General features: G+C 43.8%; 23 protein-coding genes. 11 read left to right on the plus strand and 12 right to left on the minus strand.

What is annotated here, in order from left to right; genetic code table 11:
* The first annotated feature begins 4 nt into the window (after positions 1-4).
* Positions 5-1,441 carry a pyruvate kinase gene (pyk, locus tag FDP09_RS10520; protein WP_137402631.1) on the plus strand — a complete coding sequence of 479 codons (1,437 nt, stop codon included), beginning with the start codon at positions 5-7 and terminating at the stop codon, positions 1,439-1,441.
* Positions 1,442-1,641: 200 nt separating this feature from the next.
* Here the strand turns inward: pyk and FDP09_RS10525 are convergent, their stop codons facing one another.
* From FDP09_RS10525 to FDP09_RS10545, 5 genes are all read right to left on the minus strand, one after another.
* Positions 1,642-3,210: an NFACT RNA binding domain-containing protein gene (locus FDP09_RS10525; protein WP_137402632.1), complete on the minus strand. Its 1,569-nt coding sequence runs from the start codon at positions 3,208-3,210 to the stop codon at positions 1,642-1,644.
* Between the two features lie 2 nt (positions 3,211-3,212).
* Complete coding sequence (locus FDP09_RS10530) at positions 3,213-3,974, minus strand: MBL fold metallo-hydrolase (protein WP_137402633.1); 762 nt, start codon at positions 3,972-3,974, stop codon at positions 3,213-3,215.
* Positions 3,975-4,081: 107 nt separating this feature from the next.
* Positions 4,082-4,360, minus strand: a complete 279-nt coding sequence (locus tag FDP09_RS10535) for a hypothetical protein (RefSeq protein WP_137402634.1) — start codon at positions 4,358-4,360, stop codon at positions 4,082-4,084.
* A 20-nt stretch (positions 4,361-4,380) separates the two neighbouring features.
* Positions 4,381-4,764, minus strand: coding sequence for a response regulator (locus FDP09_RS10540; RefSeq protein WP_137402635.1), 384 nt, complete (start codon positions 4,762-4,764; stop codon positions 4,381-4,383).
* A 2-nt stretch (positions 4,765-4,766) separates the two neighbouring features.
* Positions 4,767-5,513 carry an Hpt domain-containing response regulator gene (locus tag FDP09_RS10545; RefSeq protein ID WP_137402636.1) on the minus strand — a complete coding sequence of 249 codons (747 nt, stop codon included), beginning with the start codon at positions 5,511-5,513 and terminating at the stop codon, positions 4,767-4,769.
* A 54-nt stretch (positions 5,514-5,567) separates the two neighbouring features.
* Between FDP09_RS10545 and miaA the strand changes: the two genes are divergently transcribed.
* Positions 5,568-6,482, plus strand: a complete 915-nt coding sequence (gene miaA / locus FDP09_RS10550; RefSeq protein ID WP_137404991.1) for a tRNA (adenosine(37)-N6)-dimethylallyltransferase MiaA — start codon at positions 5,568-5,570, stop codon at positions 6,480-6,482.
* Here the strand turns inward: miaA and FDP09_RS10555 are convergent.
* Together FDP09_RS10555 and pfkA are read right to left on the minus strand one after the other, a co-directional pair.
* The gene (locus FDP09_RS10555; protein WP_137402637.1) at positions 6,467-6,799 is read right to left on the minus strand and encodes a hypothetical protein; all 333 of its coding nucleotides are present in this window, start codon (positions 6,797-6,799) and stop codon (positions 6,467-6,469) included. The two genes, miaA and FDP09_RS10555, sit on opposite strands and share 16 nt — an antisense overlap.
* Position 6,800: 1 nt before the next feature.
* Entirely contained in the window at positions 6,801-7,775 is a 975-nt protein-coding gene (pfkA, locus tag FDP09_RS10560; protein WP_137402638.1) for a 6-phosphofructokinase, read from the minus strand.
* Between the two features lie 331 nt (positions 7,776-8,106).
* On the opposite strand from pfkA, the gene FDP09_RS10565 reads away from it, so the two are divergent.
* The 6 genes from FDP09_RS10565 to FDP09_RS10590 all read left to right on the plus strand — a co-directional run bounded on the left by FDP09_RS10565 (position 8,107) and on the right by FDP09_RS10590 (position 17,998).
* Positions 8,107-11,193 carry an Ig-like domain-containing protein gene (locus FDP09_RS10565; RefSeq protein WP_137402639.1) on the plus strand — a complete coding sequence of 1,029 codons (3,087 nt, stop codon included), beginning with the start codon at positions 8,107-8,109 and terminating at the stop codon, positions 11,191-11,193.
* A 32-nt stretch (positions 11,194-11,225) separates the two neighbouring features.
* Complete coding sequence (locus tag FDP09_RS10570) at positions 11,226-12,170, plus strand: PorP/SprF family type IX secretion system membrane protein (protein ID WP_137402640.1); 945 nt, start codon at positions 11,226-11,228, stop codon at positions 12,168-12,170.
* Between the two features lie 214 nt (positions 12,171-12,384).
* Entirely contained in the window at positions 12,385-13,425 is a 1,041-nt protein-coding gene (locus FDP09_RS10575) for an NAD-dependent epimerase (protein ID WP_137402641.1), read from the plus strand.
* A 100-nt stretch (positions 13,426-13,525) separates the two neighbouring features.
* Entirely contained in the window at positions 13,526-14,575 is a 1,050-nt protein-coding gene (rfbB, locus tag FDP09_RS10580) for a dTDP-glucose 4,6-dehydratase (RefSeq protein ID WP_137402642.1), read from the plus strand.
* A 177-nt stretch (positions 14,576-14,752) separates the two neighbouring features.
* On the plus strand, positions 14,753-15,556 hold the full coding sequence (locus FDP09_RS10585) for a polysaccharide biosynthesis/export family protein (protein ID WP_137402643.1): 804 nt from the start codon (positions 14,753-14,755) through the stop codon (positions 15,554-15,556).
* A gap of 3 nt (positions 15,557-15,559) precedes the next feature.
* The gene (locus tag FDP09_RS10590) at positions 15,560-17,998 is read left to right on the plus strand and encodes a polysaccharide biosynthesis tyrosine autokinase (protein WP_137402644.1); all 2,439 of its coding nucleotides are present in this window, start codon (positions 15,560-15,562) and stop codon (positions 17,996-17,998) included.
* 5 nt (positions 17,999-18,003) lie between these two features.
* Here the strand turns inward: FDP09_RS10590 and FDP09_RS10595 are convergent, their stop codons facing one another.
* Positions 18,004-19,245, minus strand: a complete 1,242-nt coding sequence (locus FDP09_RS10595) for an anthranilate synthase component I family protein (RefSeq protein ID WP_137402645.1) — start codon at positions 19,243-19,245, stop codon at positions 18,004-18,006.
* Positions 19,246-19,324: 79 nt separating this feature from the next.
* Positions 19,325-20,047: a YceI family protein gene (locus FDP09_RS10600; RefSeq protein WP_137402646.1), complete on the minus strand. Its 723-nt coding sequence runs from the start codon at positions 20,045-20,047 to the stop codon at positions 19,325-19,327.
* A 148-nt stretch (positions 20,048-20,195) separates the two neighbouring features.
* Here FDP09_RS10600 and FDP09_RS10605 point away from each other — a divergent pair, with 148 nt between their 5' ends.
* On the plus strand, positions 20,196-20,711 hold the full coding sequence (locus FDP09_RS10605; RefSeq protein WP_137402647.1) for a gamma carbonic anhydrase family protein: 516 nt from the start codon (positions 20,196-20,198) through the stop codon (positions 20,709-20,711).
* 29 nt (positions 20,712-20,740) lie between these two features.
* Here the strand turns inward: FDP09_RS10605 and FDP09_RS10610 are convergent, their stop codons facing one another.
* The 3 genes from FDP09_RS10610 to FDP09_RS10620 all read right to left on the minus strand — a co-directional run bounded on the left by FDP09_RS10610 (position 20,741) and on the right by FDP09_RS10620 (position 24,299).
* Positions 20,741-21,766 (minus strand): cytochrome d ubiquinol oxidase subunit II, encoded by a 1,026-nt coding sequence (locus FDP09_RS10610; RefSeq protein WP_137402648.1) that lies wholly within the window; start codon positions 21,764-21,766, stop codon positions 20,741-20,743.
* Positions 21,767-21,769: 3 nt separating this feature from the next.
* A complete protein-coding gene (locus FDP09_RS10615) occupies positions 21,770-23,095 on the minus strand; it encodes a cytochrome ubiquinol oxidase subunit I (protein ID WP_137402649.1) in 1,326 nt (441 codons plus the stop codon).
* Positions 23,096-23,216: 121 nt separating this feature from the next.
* Positions 23,217-24,299 (minus strand): AMP-binding protein, encoded by a 1,083-nt coding sequence (locus FDP09_RS10620; protein WP_137402650.1) that lies wholly within the window; start codon positions 24,297-24,299, stop codon positions 23,217-23,219.
* Between the two features lie 212 nt (positions 24,300-24,511).
* Between FDP09_RS10620 and FDP09_RS10625 the strand changes: the two genes are divergently transcribed.
* Both FDP09_RS10625 and FDP09_RS10630 read left to right on the plus strand, forming a co-directional pair.
* Complete coding sequence (locus FDP09_RS10625; protein WP_137402651.1) at positions 24,512-25,345, plus strand: 1,4-dihydroxy-2-naphthoyl-CoA synthase; 834 nt, start codon at positions 24,512-24,514, stop codon at positions 25,343-25,345.
* A gap of 72 nt (positions 25,346-25,417) precedes the next feature.
* Positions 25,418-26,710, plus strand: coding sequence for a serine hydrolase domain-containing protein (locus tag FDP09_RS10630; RefSeq protein WP_137402652.1), 1,293 nt, complete (start codon positions 25,418-25,420; stop codon positions 26,708-26,710).
* Positions 26,711-26,771: the final 61 nt, after the last annotated feature.

Below are 26,771 nucleotides of genomic sequence, written 5' to 3' on the forward strand. Positions count from 1 at the left end.
AACAATGAACTTACCCATCGCGAATAAGAAGACCAAGATTTTGGCTACAGTTGGGCCGGCTTCAAACAACGAAAAGACACTTACCGAACTGGTAAAGGCCGGAGTCAATGTTTTCAGGCTGAATTTTTCCCATGGAAACCATGAAGTGCATGCCGAAGTGATCCAGTTGATCCGTAAGATTAACAAAGACTATGGATTGAACGTAGGGATCTTGCAGGATTTACAAGGACCTAAAATCCGTGTCGGTGAAGTAGAAAACAATGGAGTGGAGATCAAAGAAGGCGATCCTATCACGATTACCAATGACGCGGTAATCGGTACGTCGTCTTTGGTGAGCACCGTTTACCAAAACCTTCCACAGGATGTAGTTGCTGGAGACAGGATTTTGATCGATGATGGTAATCTTGAGGTGGCCGTAAACAGTACTGATGGAAAAAATGTAAACTGTACCGTCGTACACGGAGGAATTCTAAAATCCAGAAAAGGCATCAACTTGCCCAATACGAAAGTGAGTGCACCATCACTGACAGAAAAGGATAAAGAGGACTTGGCGTTTGGCCTCGAAAATGAAGTGGATTGGATTGCGCTTAGTTTTGTCCGTTCTGCTGAGGATATCATTGACCTTAAGAAAAGAATAGATGCCAAAGGAAAAGCGTGTAAGATCGTAGCGAAGATCGAAAAGCCCGAAGCCCTTGACAACATCGATGAAATCATCGAAGTGACAGACGGTGTGATGGTGGCCCGTGGGGACCTTGGTGTGGAAGTGCCTATGGAGATGGTGCCGCTATGGCAAAAGAGAATAGTAGAAAAGTGCAAGCAAGCCAGCAAACCCGTGATCATTGCTACGCAGATGCTGGAAAGCATGATCCAAAACCCACGCCCTACCCGTGCAGAAACCAATGACGTGGCCAATGCCGTATTGGATGGTGCAGATGCAGTGATGCTTTCAGCCGAAACTGCTTCCGGTGCATATCCTGTCCATGCCGTCCAGGCAATGACCAAAGTGATCCAATATGTAGAGAACAATTCCGATGTTTACCATTACCTCTATGATATTCCAGAAAACAGTAATTACTTTGTGAGCAACAATGTCATCATGATGGCTTCTGGCCTGTCCAAAAATGTCAATGCGAAGGCCATTGTGGGGATTACCGCTTCTGGGTTTACGGCTTTTAGGATCGCTTCCCACCGACCATTTGCCAAAAACTTTGTGTTTACCCATAATAAGACGCTGATCACCCAACTTAGCTTAGTATGGGGCGTGACGGCTTATTTCTTTGAAGGAAAACAAGTATCGACTGATGATACCATTACATTTATCCAGGATACGCTGAAGGAAAAAGGCCATCTAAATGTAGGTGATATTATGATCAATACCGCTAGCATGCCACTACAGGACAAAGGCAAGACCAATATGCTTAAAATCCACATGGTGGAGTAGAAGGTCGTTACCTATAGGTTTTTAACCTGTGGCACCTCGTGGAAACGGGGTGCTTTTTTATTGGGTAAAGCCTAACTTGGAAAATGGGTAAGGAGTCATCTGTATCATTCAGATCGTTCTTCCTTCTTCGGGCTTCAAGCTTGCGACTTTACTCTTTCTTTGCTCTTTTCCCTTTAATCACAGCCAAGACTTCCTGTAGTTTAGCTACTGACAGGGCCCTTAGGAGCAACCATAAGCACCTTTTCCTGATCGACCATTACAGCACCAGCGGGTGAGCCTTTTACTTTTCTGACATATTTGCAAGGCGTGTAAATCACCGCGGCAAGAGATTCGTTTTTGCTTTTTGAGTAGTAGGCAGCCAACTCGGCGGCTCTTTCCAGGGTGGTTTGAGGAATGGGTTGGCCTGATTTGTATTTAATGATGACATGGGATCCTGCGACATCTTTAGCGTGAAGCCATACGTCATCTTTCCAACTGTAGTACCTGAGCATTTGGTCATTCGACTTAGCGGATTTGCCCACTAATATTTCAAAGTCATCTATTTCAAACCGCTTAAATGGGAGATTGGTTTGGTCTTCCTTGGGTTTTGTAGATAATTGATGGGTTTTGGAAAATGCTCTTAGTTCTTTAAAATTGTCAATAGGAGCCAGCTCTTCCAATAATGTTTCCAGCTGCAGGTAGTAATCTTCTTTCTCCGATAGATTCTTTTGGAGCTGTTGGATTTCTAGTTTCCTGTTTTTTGATTTACGGTAGAGGTTTTCGGCGTATTTTTGGGGGGTAAGCCCTTTTTTCAGCTTAATGATGGTTTCCTTGTTTTGATAGAAGTCAAACAAAGTGGTTGTTTCAGCTCCTTGTGGGATTTGGTGGAGGTTGGCCATGATCACATCGGCCGTTTGGCTGGGTGGGGGGCTGTCTTGCAGCTCGGCCAGTTTGTTTGATGTTTTGTTTAGGTATGTATTGGTTTTCTTTTTTTGGTCTTCCAGCTTCTTTACCAATAGGCCTTTTTCTTTTTCGAAGGCTTGATGAATGACCGCATGTTGAAAGTAGGCATTGCAGCTTTCTGTAGGGTCTGCCGAAGAAAATATGGCATTTTGGACAGGGAGAAGGGTAAGCTGATATTGGTCATTTTTCTTGATGATGCTGAAGAGGGGGGCATTCAGCATGTCGAGCATTTCTTGCATTAACTGCCACTTGGTTTCGATATCCGCCTCTATGTACCCGTGGGACTTTAGCCATTCGCGTGGGATTTTTCCAAGTGTCGGTAAGAATGCGGCAGCTTTTCCTTCCAGTTTTAGGAATTCTTCGTAGGAAAGGTCCAAGTGCCTCTCCAGTTCATGTAGAGCGATATTGTGGTCTTCTTTGAGTTCATTTCTAAATAGGGCTTTAGGGTGTTGATGATCGCCATATGAATAAAGAAGTATGTTGCTGCGGCTTCCATGAAGTTTGAAGAGCAGGGTTTTTTGGGACTTGAAATCAAACCTGAATGCCCTCTCAAATGATAATGCTCTAACGGAAACAACTGTATCTCCGATCAGCTCCGGAAATAGGTCAACGCTATTTTTTTTGCTGCGCTTGTAATCCTCCGGAAAACAAATGCAGGGGTTGGAAGGGCTCAGGTTGGCCCTTAGGTAATGGGATTGTTCATCATCAGCGAACCCCATGACCAATTCGTCTTTGTGCTGGGAAAAACAGGTGACCAACTCCAGTCCCGCGAAGGTTGTCTCCAGTTCTGGACAGAGGTATTTAAGGAAATGGTAATTAAGATGCATGGTTATAGGCTGATCGTAAGGCCATCATAGGCTAAGAAGACATTATCTGGCAGCTTTTCTTCCACCTTTTGGTGCGAACCAAGTTTATGGCTGATGTGGGTGAGGTAAGCTTTTTCAGGCTTGATGATGTCAATGAGTTCCAGCGCTTCGGAGAGAGTAAGGTGGGAGAGATGTTCTTTGAGCTGGAGGGCATTTAGCACCAGAACTTTCGTGCCCCTTACTTTTTCCAACTCTTCTTCGTCGATGTATTTTGCATCGGTGATGTAGGTAAAATCCTTTATTCTATAGCCAAAGACAGGTAACTTATAATGCATGACCAGAATAGGTGTGAATGTCGTTCCGAGCACTTCAAATGGCTTGTTGCTGATTTCATTGGTGACTACCTGAGGGACGCCTGGGTATTTTTTTGGGGCAAAGACATATGAAAATTCCCTTTGGAGCTGGTCAAGTACAGCAGCGGTGCCATAGAGCGGCATGTCTTTCATCTGCATAAAATTAAATGGCCTGATATCGTCCATTCCGGCAGTATGGTCTTTATGCTCGTGCGTATAGATGATGGCGTCCAATTGACGAATGCCTTCACGCAGCATTTGTGCCCTAAAGTCTGGGCCGGTGTCAATCACAAAGCTATTGTCGTTTACTTTTAGGTGGATGGAGCTTCTCAGTCTTTTGTCCCTAAAATCGACAGAACTGCATGTTTCGCATGTACAACCGATTACTGGGATTCCTTGTGATGTTCCTGTTCCTAGAAAAGTAACTTTCATTTTTTTGTTATTCTTATATTTACTGTTTTCCCGCGCAATAAAAGAGAGAGGGGTGGATCATAAGCGCAGGAGTGCAAATCCTCCGAGGTACAGCTGGAGTTTGATGATCAGAGCTTCAGTTCAGTTTGCTGTAGCTCGACATAGAAATCTTGGTTCTTTTTGTTCTCGAATTCTTTCGGATTAAAATCAAGCTCTTTTAGAATGTCTATCAGGGTGTTTACCTTTCCTTCTAGCGTGTAATATTTATTTATTATTACGACTTTGGTGTCTTTTAAGATACAGTAGCCTGACTTAAAGTTCCCTTTTTCATACCGGAGCATATAGTCCGATTCAGCAAAAAGACTTTCGATTTTATCCAGATAAGTTTTTGTGTACTTTATTGCCATCAGGAATTTACAATATGGGATTATTTTGGGCCAAGGTGTTTTTTGACGGTGGATAGCAATAGGTCATAGTCCAGTGGCTTCTGGAGGTAATCATTGAGCCCCGCCTGTTTAAAGTCCTCCATGGTGTAGTTTTTGTAATTGCCCGTAATGGCTATGACTGGAATGGCAGCTTTTTTAGGATCGCTAAGTGCCCGGATGGCCTTGGTACATTCGATACCGTCCATTTTGGGCATGTTGATATCCATAAGGATTAGGTCATAATCTTCCTCTGCTAGTTTATCCAGAACTTGTTTGCCGTTTTTGACAGCGGTAATTTCATAATTTTCAAACAACAGAACGTTTTTAGTCAGGTTGATAATCACCGAACTGTCTTCAGCTACTAAAACTTTTTTGCTCTCGCTCATTTTTAAGATAGGTTGTTTAATTCTTCCAAATGCGATTTGAATACCTTGAGTTGATATTCTAATGTTAAATAATCTTCAATAATACCATTATATTTTGAGTCTTTTAATTTTTGTTCCAAAATACTGGCATGCTTAAACAATATCGTCGCCCCCAAAGTACCAGAGTTTCCTTTTAATATATGAAGTTTTTCATCAATTTCTGAATAATTTCCCTGATCAATTAACAACTTGATTTCATCCAAGAGTGTCTGGGCTTCTTCAAAAAAGTCTTCATAGACCGTTTTGATGTCTTCATTGGAGTTGTATTTTTTCAGCTGGTTGTACACCTTTTTATCCAGTATGTCTTGATCATCACCTGATGGTTGATTGGATGATTCCAAGGTGTTTTTATGAAGGTGGTTGCTGATACTTTCCAGTAGGTCCTTGGGCTTTACGGGTTTGTCGATAAAATCGTCAAAACCTGCAGATAAAAAATAGTCACGGTCTGTCTGGTCAGAATACGCCGATATGGCGATGACGGGCGCAGCAGTGAGTCCTTCTGCTTTGATGATCTTAAGTGCGGTGATGCCATCCATCACGGGCATTTGGATATCCATTAAGATCAGGTCAAACCTTTCACATTTTATTTTATCAATAGCATCCTGACCGTTTTCAGCTGATGAAAATGGGAAATTGTGACAGATGATGTTTTCAAAAACTTTTCTGTTCAGGTTGTTATCGTCAACTATTAATATCCTTTTGTTTTCCATGACCTAATCCTCTAATTTTGGGCCATTGGTTCTCCCTAAATTTATGTGGTGTCTTTGATAAAAAATAATAAATATCTTCTTGTGGTAGCCGGGCCTACAGCTGTAGGCAAAACCGAATTGTGCATAAAGCTAGCTAAAAAATTTCAAACTGCTATCATATCTTCTGATAGTCGGCAATTTTATAAAGAAACCGATATTGGTACAGCCAAACCTTCCCATGCTGAAATGCAAGGTGTTCCTCATTATTTTGTAAACAACTTGTCTATTCATGATGATTATGATGTACGGCAATTTGAAAAAGACGCCCTGTTGGTTTTGGATGATTTGTTTCAGACTAATGATGTGGTCATCATGACGGGAGGATCCGGGCTCTATATTGATGCCATCTGCAATGGTTTTGATGCGATTCCCGAGGTCGATCCAGAAATTAGGCGATCACTGAATCAGCTATACCAAGATGAAGGCATCACTGCTTTGCAGGAAAAATTAGCAGAATTGGATCCCGATTATTATAAGCAGGTCGATAGCCATAATCCGCAACGCTTGATCAGGGGCTGTGAGGTGACAATTGGGACAGGAAAGCCGTTTAGTAGTTATCGAAAAAGGAATAAAATCAATCGGCCATTTCAAGTGATCAAAGTGGGGCTGAAACGAGAGCGGCAGGAGCTCTACGACCGAATCAACCTGCGTATGGATCAGATGATAGCCGCGGGATTGTTTGACGAAGCCGAAAGATTGTTCCCGTTTCGCCAATTAAACGCTTTGCAAACAGTGGGATATTCTGAAATATTTGGTTATTTGGAGGGGAGATATGATAAAGATGAAGCGGTAAGATTGCTGAAACGAAACTCCAGGAGGTATGCCAAAAGGCAGATGACTTGGTTTAGGAAAGATGAGGAGATGCAATGGTTCGCTCCAGATGAGTATGAAAAAGTGGTGATGTTTGTTCAGGATCAAATGGGCCGGTGACCAGTGAGCTTTGCAATTAGGCTGTAGGGCTTCGTCTGGATCAGTTGATTGTATTGGTGTTTGAGAAGTTTGATATGGCCAATTTGCCGTTTAGCGGAATTTGTGTCAGGATGATCGGTGTCAAGAAGGCCTTGGATTTCTTTTTCCAGCATCACGATTTCCATGGTGTCATGAGATGGCTTTACGCCAAGATTTTTCTGAAGGGTTAGCAGAGCAGTTTTATATTGCTCTTTTTTCTGGTTGATGCTGTAACTGACCACCATGCCGAAGAGCAATATAAAGCCTGCTAAGGTGAGTAATATTGGAATAAACCCCATGTTATATACTTAAGATTTCGATAAGTTTTAGGGTGTCTCTATTTAGGGGTTTGTTTTTGGTGATACAGTCTTCAAAACTTGTATAGACCACTTCGTCATGGATAATGCCGGCCATGCAATTGGCCTGACCACTCATAAGGCCTTCCACCGCAGCCATGCCACACCTACTTGCGAGCATTCGGTCTTTTCCGGTAGGGCTTCCACCTCGTTGGATGTGTCCAAGTGTGGTCACCTTGAAGTCTTTCGTTTCGTCATCGATGATGTTTTTGACCTTTTCCATGATTTCGGCAGCGCTGCCTTCCTCATCCCCTTCGGCCACTACGATGACACTGGATGTTTTGGTTTTGCGGGAGCCTTTCAGTTTTTCCACTACTTCATGAAGGGTGGTTTTGGTTTCCGGTACCATGACCATTTCTGCTCCGCCTCCTAGGCCACACTCTACAGCGATATAGCCACTGTCCCTTCCCATCACTTCGATAAAGAAGATCCTGTCGTGTGCTGCAGCCGTATCCCTGATTTTGTCGATAGCTTCCAAGGCCGTATTAATGGCAGTGTCAAATCCGATCGTAAAGTCGGTACCATAAATGTCATTGTCAATGGTGCCAGGGCATCCTATGGTAGGGATTCCATATTCCTCGTAAAACACCTTGGCTCCCGTAAACGTACCGTCACCCCCAATGGCGACGAGTCCCTCGATGCCAAGTTTCTGTAATTGTTCGTAGGCGATCTTTCGACCTTCTTTGGTACGGAATTTTTCACTACGGGCAGATTTAAGGATGGTACCGCCACGCTGGACAATGTTACTTACAGCATGGGATTCCATTTTTTGGATTTCACCATTGATCATGCCATCGTAGCCATACATGATTCCGTACATTTCCATCCCATGGAAAATCCCGGTACGGACCACCGCCCTGATGCAAGCATTCATGCCAGGCGCATCTCCTCCCGAGGTTAATACAGCAATTTTCTTCATCGGTTTAATTATAGGTTTTATAGTGAACCAAAATTAAGCATTAATGAATGGAATTATAATTAAATGGGTAAATCTTTTAGAGTGTATGAATTCCACGGCCAAATATGTGAGAAAGGTTTATACTTTAAATAAACTAGTTAAAAATACAATTTTTTGGTGATTTTTTTTGATACGCCAATTGCTTTATTATATTTGTTTTTAACCGACATAGTAAAATTTTATTTTATAATTTTTAAATTCATATAAATATGGTTTTGTGTTTTTTGAACCTATTTATGTGGATTTTGTAAAAATTATTTCCTGCGTTGATTAAGACCAGACACTAGGACATATGAAAAGAACTCTACTCTTTTGCATTATTGGGGTAATGCTATACCGTATTGCGTACCCTTTTTCCGGAGAGCCAGTACCAGGAGCTCCACCCGTAATTACCACTACTCCAGGATATACGGAATTTGAGCCTGGAGATGGCGCCGTTACGATTGATGGCGGAGTGACCGCGACAGATGAGGATTCGCCAAAAGCCTCCAAAGCCATTGTCAAGCTTGCCAATCTGCTTGACGGCGGTAATGAAATTATGAATATCGGCCCTGACGTGGTGGACTTGGCCAATGATAGTGGTCTCACGATAAATTACAACTTTACGAGTGGTGAGTTGACCATTACGGGAGAGGCGGATTTTTCTGTTTACCAACGGATTTTCAGGGAGGTAACATATAATAACCTTTCGCCATTTCCAGATACTGAAGATAGGGTGGTAGTATATACGGTTTTTGATACTGAAGGTAATCAAAGTGCCGAGCAGTCCCGAATTATCAAAATCAAGAACGTCCCCGCTGTCATCACCGAAGTAACAACGGTGGCAGATGGCCTGTATGGTATTGGCGACAAGGTTTCCATAGTGCTGGTTTTCAACAGACCGGTATGGGTAAATGGCGGTGAGCCGGATCTGACCCTGCAAATTGGGGATCAGACTGTGTCAGCTAGCTATACTGCAGGTTCGGGATCTAATGAGCTGGAGTTCAGCTATACTGTGGAGGAAGGCGACCTTGATGAGGATGGCATAGGGCTGACGGAGGAAGTGAATGTGGGAGGAGCCAGCATTGTGGACAGCGAGGAGGAAGCGGCAGACCTTACGATTGGCCAGCTTCCCAACACTTCAGGTGTCCAGGTGGACGGTATCCGCCCAATTGTTTCCCAAGTGATGTTACCGGAAGATGCTACTTACTCGGTGTGTGGAGGAAGTGCCCTGGAGTTTACATTGGATATGAGTGAACCGGTCACCGTCAATGGGCCGGTAGTTTTGCAAGTGGTGTTGGATTCAGGTGAAATATTGGCCAATCTGGACACTGAGAAGAGCAGTGCCGAACGATTGATCTTTACCTATGAGATCATTTCAGGGGATGTGGACGAAGATGGAATTGAGGTGGTCGCATTGCAGGTAGAGGAAGAAGGGATCATGGATCTGGCAGGAAATGCTTTGATAGACCTAGAGTTGGAAAGTACGGAAATCCCTGCACAGAACAGTATTATCATAGATGGTTCTGCGCCACCACCACCCCAGGTAACTGGTATCAGCCCTGATACAGGAACTTCGGATGGCGACCAAATTACCAATACCTCCTCCATTACCATCACCGGCACAGCCGAGCCTAATCTAGCAGTCAGCCTTCTCGCCAATGACGAAAAAGTAGGCGAAGTAACAGCAGATGATAGTGGGGATTGGGCTTTTGACGCTACAGAACTGGCTTGGGAAGAGGGACAATATGAGCTTGCTGCCGTATCGGTAGATGGCGCTTGCAATGCCAGTGAGTCAAGTAATAAACTGTCGATAACCATAGATATGAATGGTCCAGTGATCAGTACCGTGGATCAGGAAATTACCTTAGGAGAGAATGGAGAGGCATCGATAGCGGTAAATGCCTTGGTGGAGGCGGTCAGTGATAATTTCTCCTCATCAGATGAAATAGTGCTTTCCTTGGATCAGGATTTATTTACCTGCGATGATTTGGGTGAAAATGAAGTGAGCGTTACGGCTACGGATATAGCTGGCAATGTGACTGAAACGATCGCCATGGTGACGGTGACCCACAGCGAGGCACTTTCATTTGTGGTGGAAGAAGTGGAGGTTTCCTTGGATGAAAATGGAGCAGCGGAAGTGTCTTATACCGACATGGTGACAGGACTTAGCGGGACTTGTTTGGGCTTGGAGGATTTTAGTTATGAATTGAGTAGGTCAAGTTTCGGTTGTGCAGACTTGGGAGAGGTCAGTGTGGATGTTTTGGTGACAGGTGATCAAGGATTTGCGGAAACGTTGACCACGTCTATACTTGTGGTAGATAGTACTTCTCCCACGATCACAGGGACGGAAGAAAATATTGATATCTATGTGGATGCAAGCGGAGAGTACGTATTGGAGGATTACCTGTCGGTATTGAGTATTTCGGACAACTGTACCGTGGTTTCGCAAGTGCAGGTCCCCGCAGAAGGTACGGTGCTCAGTGGCTATGAGACGCCCCATCCAATAACAGTAACCGCTGTAGATCAAGCAGGAAACGAATCGGTTTACGAATTTACCATTACCTTGAAAAGTAATATTATCGCTTCATTGATTGACCCTGAAATGCTGACGGTGAGTTGGGGGACAGCCCCGGAGGACTTACCATTGCCAATGCAGGTAGAAGCCGTGTTGGTTTCAGGAGTGACAGTGATGGTTGATGTGGTTTGGGATATTCAACAATACGATGAGTTGGTTCCAGGGATTTATCAGAATGCCGGTACACTGAATTTGGGAGATCACTACAGCTACGATGGTGACCATCAGCCCAACCTGACCATTATGGTCAATGAGAAATCACTTCCGGAAGATATCTTGCTAAGTGATGACGAGTTTTCAGTTGAGGATGATCCGAATGCCCCGCTTGGTATATTGACGACTGTAGATGAGGACGACGATCAGCACACCTATGCCCTCACGGGCGAATATGAGGATGAGCAGTATTTCTACATCTTGGGGGATAGGTTGTTTTGGACATCCGCAGATATGCCAGATGGCCAGCAGGAATTTACCATTACCGTAAGCAGTACGGACAGAATGGGAAATAGCATTTCCAAGACCTTTATGATCACCCGGTCAAAACCCGACTTGGATGATCTAAATATCAGCAATGTATTCAGCCCAAATGGAGATGGTATCAATGACAGTTGGGGCGTGTCCTCATTGAAATTTTATGGTGATGTAAAGTTGATGGTTTTTGAAAGAGGCGGAAAGATGGTCTTTGTGACGTATGATCCAGAAGAGCGATGGGATGGAAGGTATGAAGGAGGGGATTTGCCGGTCGGAGCCTATTATTATGTGATCGAGTTAGGAGAAGAGCGACAAAAGCGTAGGGGAGTCCTTAACCTCATTAGAAACTAATTCCAACAGTGGTTACCATGAAAAGCAACAACATGAAAAAGCTCATATTTATATTTCTATTCATCGCCATGGTTCTAAACCAAGGGTATGGGCAGAGCAGAAAGTATTTTAGTTATTTTAATTCCCTCCAGAGCTATTATAATCCTGCATTGGTTGGATTGGAAGGAAGCAGTGCCAGAAGTATTGTCCGGAACCAATGGAGTGGCATTGACGGAGCACCAAAGACCGTTTATGGAAGTGTAGAAGGTGATTTTGCACATATGGGAGGGAATGATAGCGTGCCGTCCATCGGACGAAATGCCATCGGCCTTTCTATCATGTACGATAAGCATGGAGCTTTTACAGAGACTGAATTGGTGCTCAATTATTCCAGTCGAATTAAATTGTCCGAAAAGCACCATTTGGGTTTGGGGATAGGTGTCAAATACCAAAATACCGAGCTGGATGGAATGCGGTTAACTCCAGAGCAGTCCGATGATCCTTCCCTTTCCAAGTATTTGGGAGGATTTGCAGAAATGAAGTTTTTGGATTTTAATTTTGGTTTGGGCTTGCGGCATAAGCAGTATTATGTTGGGTATGCAGTACAGAACATAGCTGCGGGTAAAATTTCATCAGGGGATGAGTTTTACGTAAATCGTCCAATGAGTCATAATCTCCAAGCAGGTTATAGGGGAGAAGTGAGCGAAAATATCGGATTGGTCGGTAATGTGCTTTATCGCATTCAGGAAGATTTGCCGTATAACGCAGAATTTAACGTGAAGGCGTTGTTTATGGATCGCGTCTGGTTGGGAGTCGGACACCGGGTGGACTATTCGACAGGATTGCAGGCGGGATTTTTGATGAATCGCGTCAGTGTGGGGTACAGTTATGAGATGGCTACTAAAAAGCAGTCTAGAATGTATGGAAGCACACATGAATTTATGGCATCTATTAGGCTCTTTGACCACTATGGAAAAGGGATCTTCGGTATGTGGTAATCACTGTTTTTTTAATCAAACGAAAAAAAACACTTCATAGACGGAGTGTTTTTTTATATTCGCATGACAAATTGAAGTGGATCAGTGATTAAGTTTTGTTATGAAAAGCATTTGTTTTAATGTTTAATACTTTTTTATATATTTGTTTTAGTGAATAGAAGAGAAGTATAAGAAATTGTTCCATTTGGAGCCTAATAGATAATAGAAAGACAACATGAAATTTTTAGTAACTGGAGTTGCTGGATTTATTGGCCATGGGTTATCAAAAAAACTTTTGCAGGAAGGGCACCAAGTGGTTGGTATTGATAGCCTTAATGACTACTACGATGTGAATCTCAAACTAGATAGGTTGAAGGACCTAAAAATTGAGGTGGCTGATCTCAGTGATCATCAAAAGGTAGCCTCTACCGACAAGAGTTGCTTTGAGTTTGTGAAGATGAAGCTGGAAGATGGGGAGGAGATGATGGCACTTTTTGAGGCGGAGAAGTTTGATGTTGTGGTTAATTTGGCAGCACAGGCCGGGGTGAGGTATAGTTTGGAAAATCCCAGGGCATATGTGGATGCCAATATTGTCGGTTTCTTGAATGTGTTGGAGGCTTGCAGGCATCACCCGGTAAAGCATCTGGTTTATGCATCTAGCAGTTCCGTGTATGGCACCAATAAGAAGATGCCCTTCTCGACCAGTGACAATGTGGATCACCCAGTAAGTTTATATGCCGCATCGAAAAAGTCAAATGAATTGATGGCGCATACCTATAGCCATCTTTATGGTGTTCCGACGACCGGCTTAAGGTTTTTTACAGTATATGGCCCATGGGGAAGGCCAGATATGGCCTTGTTTATTTTTACCAAAGCCATCTTAGAAGGTAAGCCATTGAAGGTCTTTAATTATGGGAAGATGAAGCGAGATTTTACTTACGTGGATGACATCGTAGAAGGGGTATATCGTACGGCTTTAGTACCTCCGACGGGAAAAGAGACGACAGAAGATGATCCGCTTTCCAAGGCTCCCTACAGGCTCTTCAATATCGGGAACTCCAAATCAGTGAATCTTATGGACTTTATCAGGGCGATCGAAAAAGCTACCGAAAAGGAAGCTGTCCTTGAGATGTTGCCCATGCAACCAGGGGATGTCCCTGCTACCTATGCGGATGTGTCGGCCCTTTCCGAAGTGACCGGGTATAAGCCCAATACCCTCGTGGAGGACGGTGTGACGAATTTTGTAAACTGGTATAGAGATTATTATCAGGTATAGTATGGGGTGTTATGGTATTGTTTTTGGTTGTTGTAAATTTGTTTTTGGGTTAGCCCTTAAATAAATAACCAATCTTATATAAAAGATACACATACATCCCATGCAGAAATCAATTTTAATTACCGGTGGAGCAGGCTTTATTGGAAGCCATGTCGTCAAGCTATTTGTAGCGAATTACCCGGATTATACTATTGTGAACCTCGATAGCCTGACCTATGCAGGTAATTTGGAAAACCTGAAAGAAGTAGAGGGAAAGGAAAATTACCATTTCGAGAAAATCGATTTATTGGATGAAAAAGGGCTAGAAGCGGTATTTGGTAAATATCAAATTACCGATGTAATCCATTTGGCCGCTGAGTCGCATGTGGACAGGTCTATTTCTGACCCTTTGGCTTTTGTAAAGACCAATGTCATTGGTACGGTGAACTTGCTGAATGCTGCCAAGACTGCTTGGAAGGAATTGGATGGACATTTGTTTTATCATGTTTCCACGGATGAAGTTTATGGATCACTTGATGATGGTGGTTTTTTCTTGGAGACCACTGCTTATGATCCCCAATCACCCTATTCCGCGTCCAAGGCATCATCTGACCATTTTGTCAGAGCCTATGCGAATACCTATGGCATGAAGACCGTCATCAGCAATTGTTCTAACAATTACGGTCCTAACCAGTTTCCTGAAAAATTGATCCCACTTTGTATCAATAATATCAAAAACCAAAAGTCACTACCTGTATATGGAAAAGGAGAAAATGTACGGGATTGGCTCTATGTGGAAGATCATGCAGCTGCTATTGACGTCATCTTTCACCAAGGCAAATCAGGAGAGACTTACAATATAGGAGGCTGGAATGAATGGAAAAACATTGACATCGTAACCCTCCTTTGTGAGATAATGGATAGAAAGTTGGGGAATGAAAAAGGGACATCCGCTCAGTTGATCACTTTTGTGAAAGACCGGGCTGGCCATGATTTGAGGTATGCCATTGATGCGGGGAAGCTTGAAAAAGAGCTAGGGTGGAAGCCTTCCTTACAATTTGAAGAAGGAATAGAAAAAACCGTGGATTGGTACTTGTCCAATGAAGTATGGCTGAAAAGTGTAACTTCGGGAGATTACCAGAATTATTACGATAAGCACTATGGGGAATGATGCTTGCGAGAGTGGTTAAAGAAAAAAAAGGATAGCCGAATATGTATTTTGGCTATCCTTTTTTGTTGATGGTGAATGAAGCAGTTCATAATTGATATTTGCATTTTCATAACTTGGATATTTGAGTATATTTGATTTGATATAACACCAATCAACATAGTAGAATTCTAGTTTTGAATGAATAAATTGCTGTTTGCTATCCCCATAGCACTGCTCATGATTTCGTGCATTAGTAATAAGCGTCTTAATTATTTGCAGAACTTACCCGAAAACGATCCAATTGATCTGGACGAGTTTATTCCTTATGCAGAGGTGGATTATGAATATATTCTGCAGCCTTTTGATATCGTAGATATTGATTTTGCTTCCTCCGATGAGGAGCTGACGAAGGTGTTTGAATACCAGGGTGCTCGAAACGCACGCGGATCCGGAGGTGGTAATAATGGTGGTGATCCATTTTACTTTACTGGATATACCATCGACAAGGACGGAGCGGTACGGATTCCAAAACTTGGCAGGATCAAGATCGCAGGACTATCAGAAGAGGCTGCGCGTGCCAAGATCGAAAAAGAAATCAACGAGTATTTCAAAGATGAGGTTTATGTGAGGTTGAGAATAGGAGGGATACGTTTTACTACTATCGGGGAGTTCAACAGTTCTGGTACCAAGGTGATCTATAAAAACAGGGCGACTATTTTCGACGCAATTGCTTTGGCAGGCGAGAGCGATATATTGGCAAAGAAAAATGAACTGTTTCTGATTAGACAATACGATGGAGGTACCAAAATCCACCAGATCAACCTAAACGATCGGGCCTTGCTCGCCTCACCATATTATTTTATCCAGCCCAATGACATTCTTTACCTGCAGCCAATGTCCGTTAGACAGGTCGGAGATGCTAATAACCTTGCAACCACACTACAGCTGGCTATTGGATTGGTGACAGCAGTATTGTTCTTTGTTGCCCTTACAAAAAATTAATACATGAGAGATGCTTATGACATGCCGAAGTTTGAGGAAGACGATAGGCCGGTAGATATAAAGTACTATTTGCTAAAGTATTTTCGGTTTTGGCCCATATACTTGGTCAGTACAATGATAGCTTTGGCTGGTGTATTCATGTATCACCGGTACACGGTTGAGAGGTATGAAGTAAGGGGCAGCATGCTGATCAATGCTGCTCCAAGCCCTGAGGTGCGCATATTGGACCGGTCAAATATTTTTGAAAATCCGGGTACCCTGGAAAATGATATGTTGGTTTTTACATCCAAAAACCTTGCGGCAAAAGCACTTGAAAAAGTGCATTTCGATGTGAGTTATTTTGCTTATACCAATATAAAAGAGATAGAGCTGTACCAAAAATCTCCTGTCATGGTAAAGGTGGATTGGGACCATGTCCAGCAAGAGCATGGACTGATCGATTTGACCATGGTGAGTGAAGATGAATTTATACTGAGCACGGCGGATCATGGTCTTTTTAATTACTTTGTCACCAAAAAATCCATCCCAAAGGATGCCAATATCCTTGGTAAAACCTATCGATTTGGCGAGGTGATCGAATCTTCAAGGACCAAATTTGTCGTGGAGAAAGAAACGTCAATGGAGGTAGGGGAAAAACTTTCCTTTGTTATCAATAATCCTTCTTCTTTGGTGGATTATTACTCCAACGCCATTGCTGTGCGGCCCCAAAACAATTATGGTTCTGTCCTTCAGGTGACCCTACGCACTAAAGTCGTGGAAAAGGGCAGGGATTATATAAATGCTCTGATGAATGCCTACATGGAACATGACCTTGAAAAGAAAAACCAAATTGCAGAAAATACCCTTAAGTTTATTGAGGAGCAGATGTATGTGGTAGAAGATTCCCTGAACTTGGCAGAACGGAGAATGCTTGATTTTAAGGTGGATAACAAGATGCTGGATGTGAATTCTGAATATGGGGGAGTGCTAACCAAGATCCAAGCACTTGAAGAGCGACTTCAAGAAATGGATTTTGAACTGGAATATTATAAATCACTGGAATCATACCTCAGCGTAAGAAATGGAGATTTCAGCAAAACCGTGGCCCCTTCCATGATGGGAATCACCGATGCTACCCTGAACAACATGACCCAGCAGCTGATGACACTTTCCATGGAAAGAAAAAGTGTCCTTTCTATTGTGAATGAAAACCATCCAGATGTCAAAAAACTTGATGAACGAATAGGCCGATTAAGGGAAAACATCTTTGAAAATATCAAAAACCTGATCTCCAATACGGAAAAGAAAAAGCTGGAAGCCGAGAAAAAACTGGCAGCCTATGATCAGGAATTCTCAAAGATCCCTAAAGCTGAATCCAATTATGCCAATATCTACAGGGAGTTTAAGTTAAGGGAAAACCTCTATAATTACCTATTGGAAAAGCAGGCGGAAGTTGGAATAGCAAAAGCTTCCAATGTGTCCGATATTTCGGTGGTGGATTATGCTAAACGGGGAGACTTGATCTTTCCCAAAAAGCTCAATAATTACACGATGGCTATGGGAATGGGACTGTTATTGCCATTGGGACTTATATTGCTTTATGATTTTTTAAATGACAAAATCCTTGATCAAATTCAACTTAAAAATGCCATTAGAATGCCTTTACTGGGCACCATTGGCTATAGCGAAAAAAAGACAAATATGCTGGTGGCAGAGTATCCAAAGGCCATTGCTTCGGAATCCTTCCGGTCACTTCGATCAGCACTCTTTTACCTTGCCAGTGATAAGAAATGTAAAAGGGTTTTGGTCACGTCCAGCGTTTCGGGAGAAGGGAAAACATTTGTTAGTTTAAATCTGGCCGCAGCCATGGCCCTGAGTGGAAAAAAGACCTGTGTGCTCGGGATGGATCTCCGCAAACCGCGAATTGCGCAGTATGTAGGGATCAGTAATAAAAAAGGCCTTTCTTCCTATCTGGTGGGGAAATGCACAAGATCAGAAATTACCCATCAGACCGAACATGAAAATCTCTATTTTATACCATCCGGTCCCGTTCCTCCCAACCCTTCAGAGCTTCTGTTAAAACCAAAATTGAGTGAGCTGATGGCTTCGTTGGAAAAAGAATTTGATGTGGTGATCTTGGATACGCCTCCATTGGCGCTTGTGTCGGAGACGAAAGATTTATTGCGGTTTTCGGATGTGAATTTATATATCGTCAGGCAGGATTACACTCGGAAGAAGTACCTGCTCATGATCAATGATCTTTTTGACAATGAGCAGGTCGATCATTTTTATGGCGTATTCAATGCCGTGAAGGCAGATGGAAATGATTTTGGTGGGTATAACTATGGCTATGGCTATAATTATTCGTTTATTAAAAAAGGGCACTATTCGGGATACTATGAAGAACCCGGTTCCTTGTCAAAGGGCTGGTTTGGTCGAATGTTGGATCGTTTTAGAGGTTGAGAAAGTTAGGTGTTCAGGATTTCTTGGATAGCACTGGCCTTGAGTATGCATTCATCATATTCGTATGCTGGATCTGCATCATACGTGATGGCGCTACCAGCAGCAAAAAAGAGATGTTTGGCCTTGGTGTCGATGATGATGCTCCTGATGATGACGCTAAAATCAAAATTTCCCGTTTCGTCTATGTATCCCAGTGCTCCAGAAAACCATCCCCTTCTGAAGTTTTCGTATTGTTCGATCAGTTCCATGCATTTTATTTTAGGTGCACCCGTCATGCTTCCCATCGGAAATGTAGCAGCAATGATCTCCGCAAAGGAAAGGTTGGGGCGAAGGGTAGCCGAGATGGTAGAGATCATTTGATAGACTTGGCGGAATGGGTAAATGCCAAAAAGCTCATCTACCTTTACTGTTCCCGTTTGTGAAATCCGCGCCAAATCATTTCGCATGAGGTCCACGATCATCAGGTTTTCAGACTGTTCTTTCTCACTTTGACGCAATGTTTCCTTGAGTTGTTGGTCTTCATCAGTGGTTTTGCCTCTTCGGATAGTTCCTTTGATGGGTTGTGCAATAAGCTTGCTTCCCTGTTTTTTGATAAACCTTTCTGGGCTTGCCCCCACTATACATTGATCTTTGCATTTGAAGAAACTGGCGAAAGGCATTGGCGATTTTTCCTGTAATTCGAAGAACAGCTGGACAGGGCTTATCGATTGTATCGCTGCTTCGAAAGCGATGCAGTAATTTAGCTCATAAATGTCTCCTTCACGGATGTGGTTCTGGATGTTCCTTACATGTTGGATATACTGGTCTTTGCTGGTTTTTACTACGATAGGGGAAATACTTTTGGAAACCGTTTTAGGTTGGATATTGTCGATTTCCATAAATATTTTTTCCGGTTCAGTGTGTTTGATCTCAAGTGTTTCTTGATGGAATAAAATGGTCAGTTGCGGAAGGAAAAAACAAGTTTCGGGGCAGTTTACTAGTGATGGATTTTGGCTTTTAAGCCTTTCGAATTTGTTTTTGAGGTCATAGCTCAAGATTCCTGCCTTGGGACCAACGTGTGATTCGAGGACATTCCAAGGGATGGTTTCTTGTCCGGCATAGAGCACATGGGGAAAACCTTGTACTGGATAAGCAATGTCGTTGGGATGGTGATAACTGGTGTAGTCGAAATGCTCTGTGACCCAGTGCAGGGCCTTTTCGATCCAGTTTTTCTTGAGCGGAAATTCCCTTGTTAATGTGTCCATCATGGGGCAAAATTAAGGGAAAGGACATAAAAAAAGAGGAATTTGATCAAATTCCTCTTTTTGTAAATCTTTCTATCAGCACTTAGTCTGCTTTGATTTCAAAGCCAACATTTACCGTGTTGTAGATGAATTTGTCTTTTGCTTTGTCCGCGACAGAGCTTTCGTCACTGTAGGTCAAGCCCCAGTCAGTTCTGTCGATATTAAAACCGGCTTTGGCCGATACAACGCCATTGTTTAGGCTGACAGCTGCAGGGAACTTGATGTTTTTGGTAGTGCCCCTCATGGTCAGGTTTCCGCTGATCCAGTGGGTAGGGTTTTCTACCATTTGCTCGCTAAGGCTGTTAGGGGTAAATTCAGTTTCGAATTCTTCTTTGTCTTCGATGGTAGCATCAGCCGTAAATGGCTCCACAGCGGTCACTTCAAACGTCGCCGTAGGATGGTTAGCCGCATCAAAGAAATCAGGAGATTGAAGGTGGCCGTGAAGTTTACCGTAATTTTCAGAACCTTCTTCCATATCGCCAATTTCGAGGGCAGCAATGTCAAAGGTAAAATTACCGCTGGTAATGGCATCTCCTTCGATGGTGATTTCTCCAGCCGTCACGGGGATTGTCCCAAAATGCTTGCCAGCAGGCTTGAAGCCGGTCCAAGAAACTGCACTTGCGGCAGGATCTACAGCAACGGTGGTCCCAGTTGCTTCAGCTACTTCTTGTGCTTCAGAAGTTTCTACAGTTTCGCTTTTTTGGCCACAAGCCACCATTAAGAGGGCACTTGCCAGTAATAGGCCGGTAGTTTTAATTGATTTCATAATTGTTTAGTCTTATAATTTTATGTGTATTAGATGTATGTACATGTAAATTTAAATTTAGAAAAAAAGGTTCACATTGTCATTAAAAAAACTAGATTTGATGATTAAATGTTTGAGTATAAGACGAAAAAACACGTAGAATAGTTATATGGCACTAGTAAAAGCGGTAAATGGTAAGGCACCTAAACTCGGGGATAAATGCTGGCTGGCAGATAACGCCACCGTGGTAGGAGATGTGCGTATGGGAGAAGGCTGTACGGTATGGTTCAATGCCGTGGTACGGGGTGATGTCCACGAAATCGTCATCGGAAACCATACCAATATCCAAGATGGCGCCATCATCCATTGTACTTATCAAAAGGCTGGTACCTATATCGGAAGCAATGTGTCCATCGCCCACAACGCCATCGTACACGGATGTACCGTTCATGATAATGTCCTGATCGGTATGGGGGCAGTGGTCATGGACAATGCAGTGGTGCATAGTGGTGCAGTGATAGCCGCCGGAGCCATCGTCTTAGCCGGGACGGTGGTGGAAGCCAACAGCATTTATGCTGGGATTCCCGCCAAAAAGGTAAAAGATACAGGTGAGGAGATGATGGCGGTCATCAAACGCACTGCTGAAAATTACCCTAAATATGCTTCCTGGTATGGGGAGGAATAATGGCCTGAATGAGGGAGGTGTTTACAAACTTAATGTTTTAATGATTTTTTGACCGAAACCGGTTGTTTCTGAAAGCTGTAAATCAGGTAAAACAGTGCTGGAAGGATAAATAGACTGCCGATCAGCAGGGCCATGCCCAATGCGAATATGGTACTTTCACCTGCGGCTGCATTTTCCAAGCTTATCGTGCTGTTTTTGAGAATGATAAAATCGGGATGTTGGCTGACCATCAGCGTTACCAGGATCATGGTGATCTGAAAGCCTACGAGTACCCGGGGCCAATAGACTTTTTTCTGTCGCAATAGCATCCAAGTTACTGGCAGGGACAAGGTGGCCAAGACCAATGCCGCCAATCCAACTGGGTGGTTGATCAGCTCTGTAAACAGCCGGATGCCTTCCCATTCCCCGACCAGAAACACCAAGCCTCCAGCGATTACAGTCAGGATGTTCATGCGGAAAGCTTTTTTTCGAAAGAGTTCACGGTCATCATTGTCGTTGGCCTCCCCGATCAGGAATACCGCCGCGAGAAATCCGCAGATTACCACAGTGAAAAGCCCTACCGATAGCGGAAACCACCCCAGCCACGGACTCAGGTATGCTGACACGAAATCTGTGGCATCAGGATCTATTCTTCCTGAGATGGCGGTGCCGGCTAAGATACCAAGGAAAAATGGCGTCATAAAAGAAGAGTAAACAAAGATCAGGTTGTAGATTTTTTGGAAATGATCTTTCACGGCATCATAATGCCGAAATATAAAGGCTGTTCCGCGTGCAATAATCCCAATCAAGAGCAGGGAAAGGGGGATGTGGAGATAGACCGAGGCCAATGTGTAAATTTCCGGAAACCCCACAAACAAGATCACAATTGTAATGATCAGCCACATGTGGTTGGCTTCCCAGATCGGACCAATTGCCTGATAAGTAAGCAGTCGTGTTCGTTCTTTGGATGATCCACCCGAAAAGAGCTCGATGATTCCCGCACCAAAATCGGCTCCTCCAAAGAGGAGGTAAAATAGTAAAGAAAGGTATAAAAATGCGATGACTACGTAAAGCATAATTCAGGAATTTGACGGTAGTGATAAGTCTTGGTTTTTATCGATGTTTTTGATCTGGCGGATCAGGAGTAAAGTGACGATTCCGGCAAGTGAGACATAAATCGCTGCATATAGTAAAAAGGAATACACAATGCCCGGCATCGGGGTGACGGCATCCTTGGTCTTCATGATGCCATAAAGTATCCACGGCTGTCGCCCCACTTCTGTGACAAACCAACCTGCTTCTACGGCTAAGAACCCTAGTGGGGTAAGCAGGGCAATCCATCCCAAAAATTTACTGGAATAGATGTACTTTTTATTCTTCCAGAGGCCAAAAAGCCAGATAATTCCCGTTATCATGAGCACCATGCCACAGCCTACCATGATCTGAAAAGCGAAGTGGGTAATGGTGACAGGAGGTTGCTCATCTTTGGGGATTTGGTCCAAGCCGGTGACTTCTGCATTGAAATCCCCATGGGCCAGGAAGCTTAGGGCACCAGGGATCTTAATGGCATAATGTACCGCTTGGTTTTCTTCATCAGGAATGCCGCCGATGATCAATGAGGCAGCCTCTTCCGTTTTAAAATGTGCTTCCATTGCCGCAAGTTTGGCAGGTTGTCTCTCTGCGACGTCCTTGGCAGAAAGGTCTCCACTGAGGGGCTGTAAGATGGCAGCCACTGCACCTAGGGTGAGGGAAATCTTCAAAGCGGCTTTATGGATATTGGTGTTTTTGCCCTTGGTAAGCAGCCAAGCATGGATGCCGGCCACTGCAAAGCATGTCGCCACAAATGCGGCCAAGATCATGTGCAGCGATTGGGTAAACCAAGCGTCGTTAAACATGGCGGCCATGGGGTCAATGTTCAGGTATTCACCGTTTACGTAGTCAAAACCTGCAGGGGAATTCATCCAAGCGTTGGCAGCGACCACCAAGATGCCTGAAGCCAGGCCGCTTACCCCGACTACCACTCCGGTAAACCAGTGGAACCAGGGATGGAATTTCTCCCACCCATACAGAAAGAATCCCAAGGCAATCGCCTCAATGAAAAAGGCGGTGCCTTCCAAGGAAAAGGGCATCCCGAAAATCGGGCCTGCATGCTTCATGAATTCCGGCCACAATAATCCTAGCTCAAAGGAAAGCATGGTGCCCGACACAGCTCCCGTCACGAAGAAGATGGCCACGCCCTTGCTCCAAGCCTTGGTGAGGGTCTTGTATTTTTCTTTTCCGGATTTGAGGTATTTATAGTGGGAAATTGCCATCAAGAAGGGCATGATCATGCCGATGCAGGCAAAGATGATGTGAAAACCCAACGAAAGTGCCATTTGAGACCTGGCGGCCAGTAGATCATCCATACGCGAATAGGTTAAAAATTGTTAAAACCTTGCCTTTACTTACGGCATAGGCTGATTTAGGTTCGCTAGGATAAGATAATAAATCAATGTTTAAATATGACTTTTGACCTGTATTTTTAAGTTAAATGAATTTATCCAAAACCTGTTCTAGGCTGGCGATCCTTTTGATTTTGCCGGAAGGGGTCTCTGTAAAATTTTCTATAAAATAAATGTTTTTTGGACGCTCATGTTTTTTGACTTTTGCGGCAATTTCAGATTCAATTTGTTCCCTTTTGGCAGTGGAAATAGGGGCTGACTCGATGACCAATACTACCCGCTGTCCCCATTTTTCGTCAGGTGCTCCAGCAATAAAATAGCGTTTCCCTGGTAAATGCATTTCCATGGTTGAGGCGATTTCTACTTCCAGTTTTTCTGGCTGTATTTTTATCCCACCGGAATTGATGGTAAAGTCTGCCCGTCCTTGCCAAATAAAGGTGTTTGCTGCGGGAATGGTTACCTTATCATTTGTGGTCAGGGTGGTGTTGGCCATTGGAGCATTGATGACCAGGCAGGAGTCTTTGGAGGTGGAAATAGTCACTCCAGGGAGCGTACGATAGATGAGTGGAGGAAGACCGGTTATTTTGGCCAAGGCAATATGGGAAACGGTTTCTGTCATGCCGTATGTTTGGTAGGCATTACAGGATAGTTGGGATATTTCCTTTTGGAGTTTATGTGATAGGGGTGCTCCGCCAATGATGAGGTGTTGGATGTTTTTTAGTTTTTCTATACTATAGAGAAGGCTGTTTTCGACTTGTGCCGGTACCATCGCTACAAAACCAAAGGTGCCCAAACCATCTAAATCAGCCAAAGGGGTTCCGGAAGGTTCTTGCAAATAGATGATGCTGTCCCATTCCAGTCCTCTGACGAGCATCATTTTACCGGCAATCATGTCGGTGTTTAAACAGCAAAGTAGATTGGCCTTTGGCTCAATGTCAAAGAATTTACCTGTGGCAGCCGCACTTATTTCCATTTGCCGCCGGCTTATGTCGATCGTCTTAGGTGTCCCGGTGGAGCCGGAGGTATTCAGCTGAAAGCTTGCCTCACCATTTAGCCAAGCTTGACAGAAGGCCAGCGATCGGTCAAAGTAGGGGCCACAGTCAGGCCAGTTTCCTTTTTTGATTTCCCCGAAGGGAATAGATGATGTTCCAATGATGATTTTGCCCATGGACTTTTCTCAATTTCCACAAAAATAGTCAATTCTAAAAGGACAGGTCGTGCCAATACTGGATAAAGTATTCGATAGGCTTGACCTCAGTTTTTAAATGTAATGATGTCAAATTCAAATGATAGCTGGTTTTGTCCATTTTTATATGCTTAATCGATCAGTTGCTATTATCTTGCATAGGTATTTCTATCAGCAAAAAATCAAAAAAAAATATGGAGTGGAAAGTAGTAAAGGAATTTAAGGATATCACCTATAAGAAATGTGACGGCGTGGCCAGAATAGCCTTTAACCGTCCGGAAGTAAGGAATGCTTTTCGGCCTCAAACTACCAGTGAGCTTTTTGAGGCGTTTTTGGATGCTAGAGAGGACACGTCTATTGGAGTGGTGCTGCTGTCAGCCGAGGGGCCTTCTCCAAAGGACGGAGTGTATTCCTTTTGCAGCGGAGGTGATCAAAAAGCACGCGGGCACCAAGGCTATGTGGGCGAGGATGGTATGCACCGGCTGAATATCCTAGAAGTACAGCGCCTGATTCGTTTTATGCCGAAAGTCGTGATTGCCGTGGTGCCGGGTTGGGCAGTTGGAGGTGGCCATAGCTTACATGTGATTTGTGACCTGACCTTGGCCAGCAAGGAACATGCTGTTTTCAAACAAACGGATGCGGATGTGACCAGTTTTGATGGGGGCTATGGTTCGGCCTATTTGGCCAAAATGGTAGGACAAAAGCGTGCCAGGGAAATTTTTTTCCTAGGGAGAAATTATTCTGCGCAGGAAGCCTACGAAATGGGCATGGTCAATGCTGTTATTCCACATGATGAATTGGAAAATACGGCTTATGAGTGGGCTCAGGAGATTTTAGAGAAGTCGCCGACTTCCATTAAGATGCTGAAGTTTGCTTTTAACCTTACGGATGATGGTATGGTGGGACAGCAAGTATTTGCCGGAGAAGCTACCCGCTTGACTTATATGACGGAAGAAGCGCAGGAAGGACGGAATGCTTTTCTGGAAAAGAGAAAGCCTAATTTCAAAGACATCAAATGGATTCCATAAATGGAAGAATACCCACCGTCTGCTACCGATAATGGATAGCAGACTTTTTTTACCCAAAACAAACCAGATACCATGAAAAGAATTCTAATCGCGATAGCATTTTGGATGGCGACGTCAAGCGCATTTAGTCAGACTCCTACAGGTCTATCTTCCCAACCACTTACCGAAGCTGACCCTAATAGTGTTGGTATGTCAGCTGGGCGGCTGGAGAGGATCGCCAATATGTTGGAAGCTGAAGTGGATGCAGGAAATATCCCCGGAGCAGTGGCTTTAGTGGCCAAGGACGGCAAAATTGTACTGCATGAGGCCTTTGGTATGGCCGATAATGCCACAGGGGCATCCATGAAGAAAAATACGATTTTCAGGATTGCATCCCAGACCAAGGCAATTACTTCCACAGCTGTGATGATGCTGTGGGAAGAAGGCAAGTTCAGGTTGGATGATCCCATTTCCAAGTATATTCCAGCTTTTGAAAACCCCCAAGTGTTGAGTACTTTTAACTACGCGGATACCACTTATACTGCCGTGCCGGCTACGTCCGAGATCACAATTCGTCATCTGCTCACTCATACTTCTGGCTTGGGATATGGCGTGATCGATAGGGATCAGCGGATGAAAATGATATACCAAAAAGCAGGGGTTACAGATCTGTTTACCACTAAGTCCATCACAATCGGTGAAAGTGTAAACAAGCTAGCCAAGCTTCCTTTGCATTTTAACCCGGGAGAGCAATACTCCTATAGTGAGGGATTGGACGTACTGGGGTATTTTGTAGAGGTGATCTCTGGGCAGCCGTTTGACGAGTATCTGAAAGAACATATTTTTGACCCTTTGGAAATGGATGATACGTGGTTTTACCTTCCGGAAAGTAAGGCAGATAGACTGGTGACCGTGCAGCAAAAAGTGGAAGGGGAATGGCGACAATTTCCGGTAACATTTTATGATCCTGATTATCCCAAAAAAGGAGCAAAAACTTTCTTCTCTGGGGGAGCAGGGTTAAGCAGTACTGCAAAAGATTATGCCACTTTCCTCCAAATGTACCTCAATGGAGGAGAACTAAACGGAGTAAGGCTGCTTAGCCGCACCACGGTCCGAAGTATTCTGGGCAACCAGACAGGGGAGTTGTTTGGTGGAGAAAATCAGTATTACGGTCTGGCTTTTGGGGTGGTGACTGCTGAAGGGGAAGCACACGGAGGGATAGGAAGTGAAGGTACCTTTGATTGGGGTGGTTATTTTAACACGCAGTATTTTGCAGACCCCAAGGAGCAAGTAATCGGTGTCCTTATGAAACAAACGCAAGGCCCGATAGATGATAAGACCGGCTGGAAGTTTCGGCAAATGGTAGGTGCGGCAATAGATGATTGATGTTCAGTGAAATTTGATAATGAGCTGCTATGGCGACAAAGTGGCTTTTTTGTGATGCGAA

Source organism: Echinicola rosea (assembly GCF_005281475.1).
Classification (GTDB): domain Bacteria; phylum Bacteroidota; class Bacteroidia; order Cytophagales; family Cyclobacteriaceae; genus Echinicola; species Echinicola rosea.

Bases quoted from the DNA above. Each gene is read 5' to 3' on its own strand.
- FDP09_RS10610 (WP_137402648.1), bottom strand. From the start codon at position 21,766: ATGCTTTACGTAGTCATCGCATTTTTATACCTTTCTTTACTATTTTAC.
- FDP09_RS10600 (WP_137402646.1), bottom strand. From the start codon at position 20,047: ATGAAATCAATTAAAACTACCGGCCTATTACTGGCAAGTGCCCTCTTA.
- pfkA (WP_137402638.1), bottom strand. From the start codon at position 7,775: ATGAAGAAAATTGCTGTATTAACCTCGGGAGGAGATGCGCCTGGCATG.
- FDP09_RS10595 (WP_137402645.1), bottom strand. From the start codon at position 19,245: ATGATGGACACATTAACAAGGGAATTTCCGCTCAAGAAAAACTGGATC.
- FDP09_RS10555 (WP_137402637.1), bottom strand. From the start codon at position 6,799: ATGGGGTTTATTCCAATATTACTCACCTTAGCAGGCTTTATATTGCTC.
- FDP09_RS10625 (WP_137402651.1), top strand. From the start codon at position 24,512: ATGGAGTGGAAAGTAGTAAAGGAATTTAAGGATATCACCTATAAGAAA.
- FDP09_RS10525 (WP_137402632.1), bottom strand. From the start codon at position 3,210: ATGCATCTTAATTACCATTTCCTTAAATACCTCTGTCCAGAACTGGAG.
- FDP09_RS10575 (WP_137402641.1), top strand. From the start codon at position 12,385: ATGAAATTTTTAGTAACTGGAGTTGCTGGATTTATTGGCCATGGGTTA.
- FDP09_RS10620 (WP_137402650.1), bottom strand. From the start codon at position 24,299: ATGGGCAAAATCATCATTGGAACATCATCTATTCCCTTCGGGGAAATC.
- pyk (WP_137402631.1), top strand. From the start codon at position 5: ATGAACTTACCCATCGCGAATAAGAAGACCAAGATTTTGGCTACAGTT.
- FDP09_RS10530 (WP_137402633.1), bottom strand. From the start codon at position 3,974: ATGAAAGTTACTTTTCTAGGAACAGGAACATCACAAGGAATCCCAGTA.
- FDP09_RS10585 (WP_137402643.1), top strand. From the start codon at position 14,753: ATGAATAAATTGCTGTTTGCTATCCCCATAGCACTGCTCATGATTTCG.
- FDP09_RS10630 (WP_137402652.1), top strand. From the start codon at position 25,418: ATGAAAAGAATTCTAATCGCGATAGCATTTTGGATGGCGACGTCAAGC.
- FDP09_RS10590 (WP_137402644.1), top strand. From the start codon at position 15,560: ATGAGAGATGCTTATGACATGCCGAAGTTTGAGGAAGACGATAGGCCG.
- rfbB (WP_137402642.1), top strand. From the start codon at position 13,526: ATGCAGAAATCAATTTTAATTACCGGTGGAGCAGGCTTTATTGGAAGC.
- FDP09_RS10605 (WP_137402647.1), top strand. From the start codon at position 20,196: ATGGCACTAGTAAAAGCGGTAAATGGTAAGGCACCTAAACTCGGGGAT.
- FDP09_RS10565 (WP_137402639.1), top strand. From the start codon at position 8,107: ATGAAAAGAACTCTACTCTTTTGCATTATTGGGGTAATGCTATACCGT.
- FDP09_RS10570 (WP_137402640.1), top strand. From the start codon at position 11,226: ATGAAAAAGCTCATATTTATATTTCTATTCATCGCCATGGTTCTAAAC.
- FDP09_RS10535 (WP_137402634.1), bottom strand. From the start codon at position 4,360: ATGGCAATAAAGTACACAAAAACTTATCTGGATAAAATCGAAAGTCTT.
- FDP09_RS10615 (WP_137402649.1), bottom strand. From the start codon at position 23,095: ATGGATGATCTACTGGCCGCCAGGTCTCAAATGGCACTTTCGTTGGGT.
- FDP09_RS10545 (WP_137402636.1), bottom strand. From the start codon at position 5,513: ATGGAAAACAAAAGGATATTAATAGTTGACGATAACAACCTGAACAGA.
- FDP09_RS10540 (WP_137402635.1), bottom strand. From the start codon at position 4,764: ATGAGCGAGAGCAAAAAAGTTTTAGTAGCTGAAGACAGTTCGGTGATT.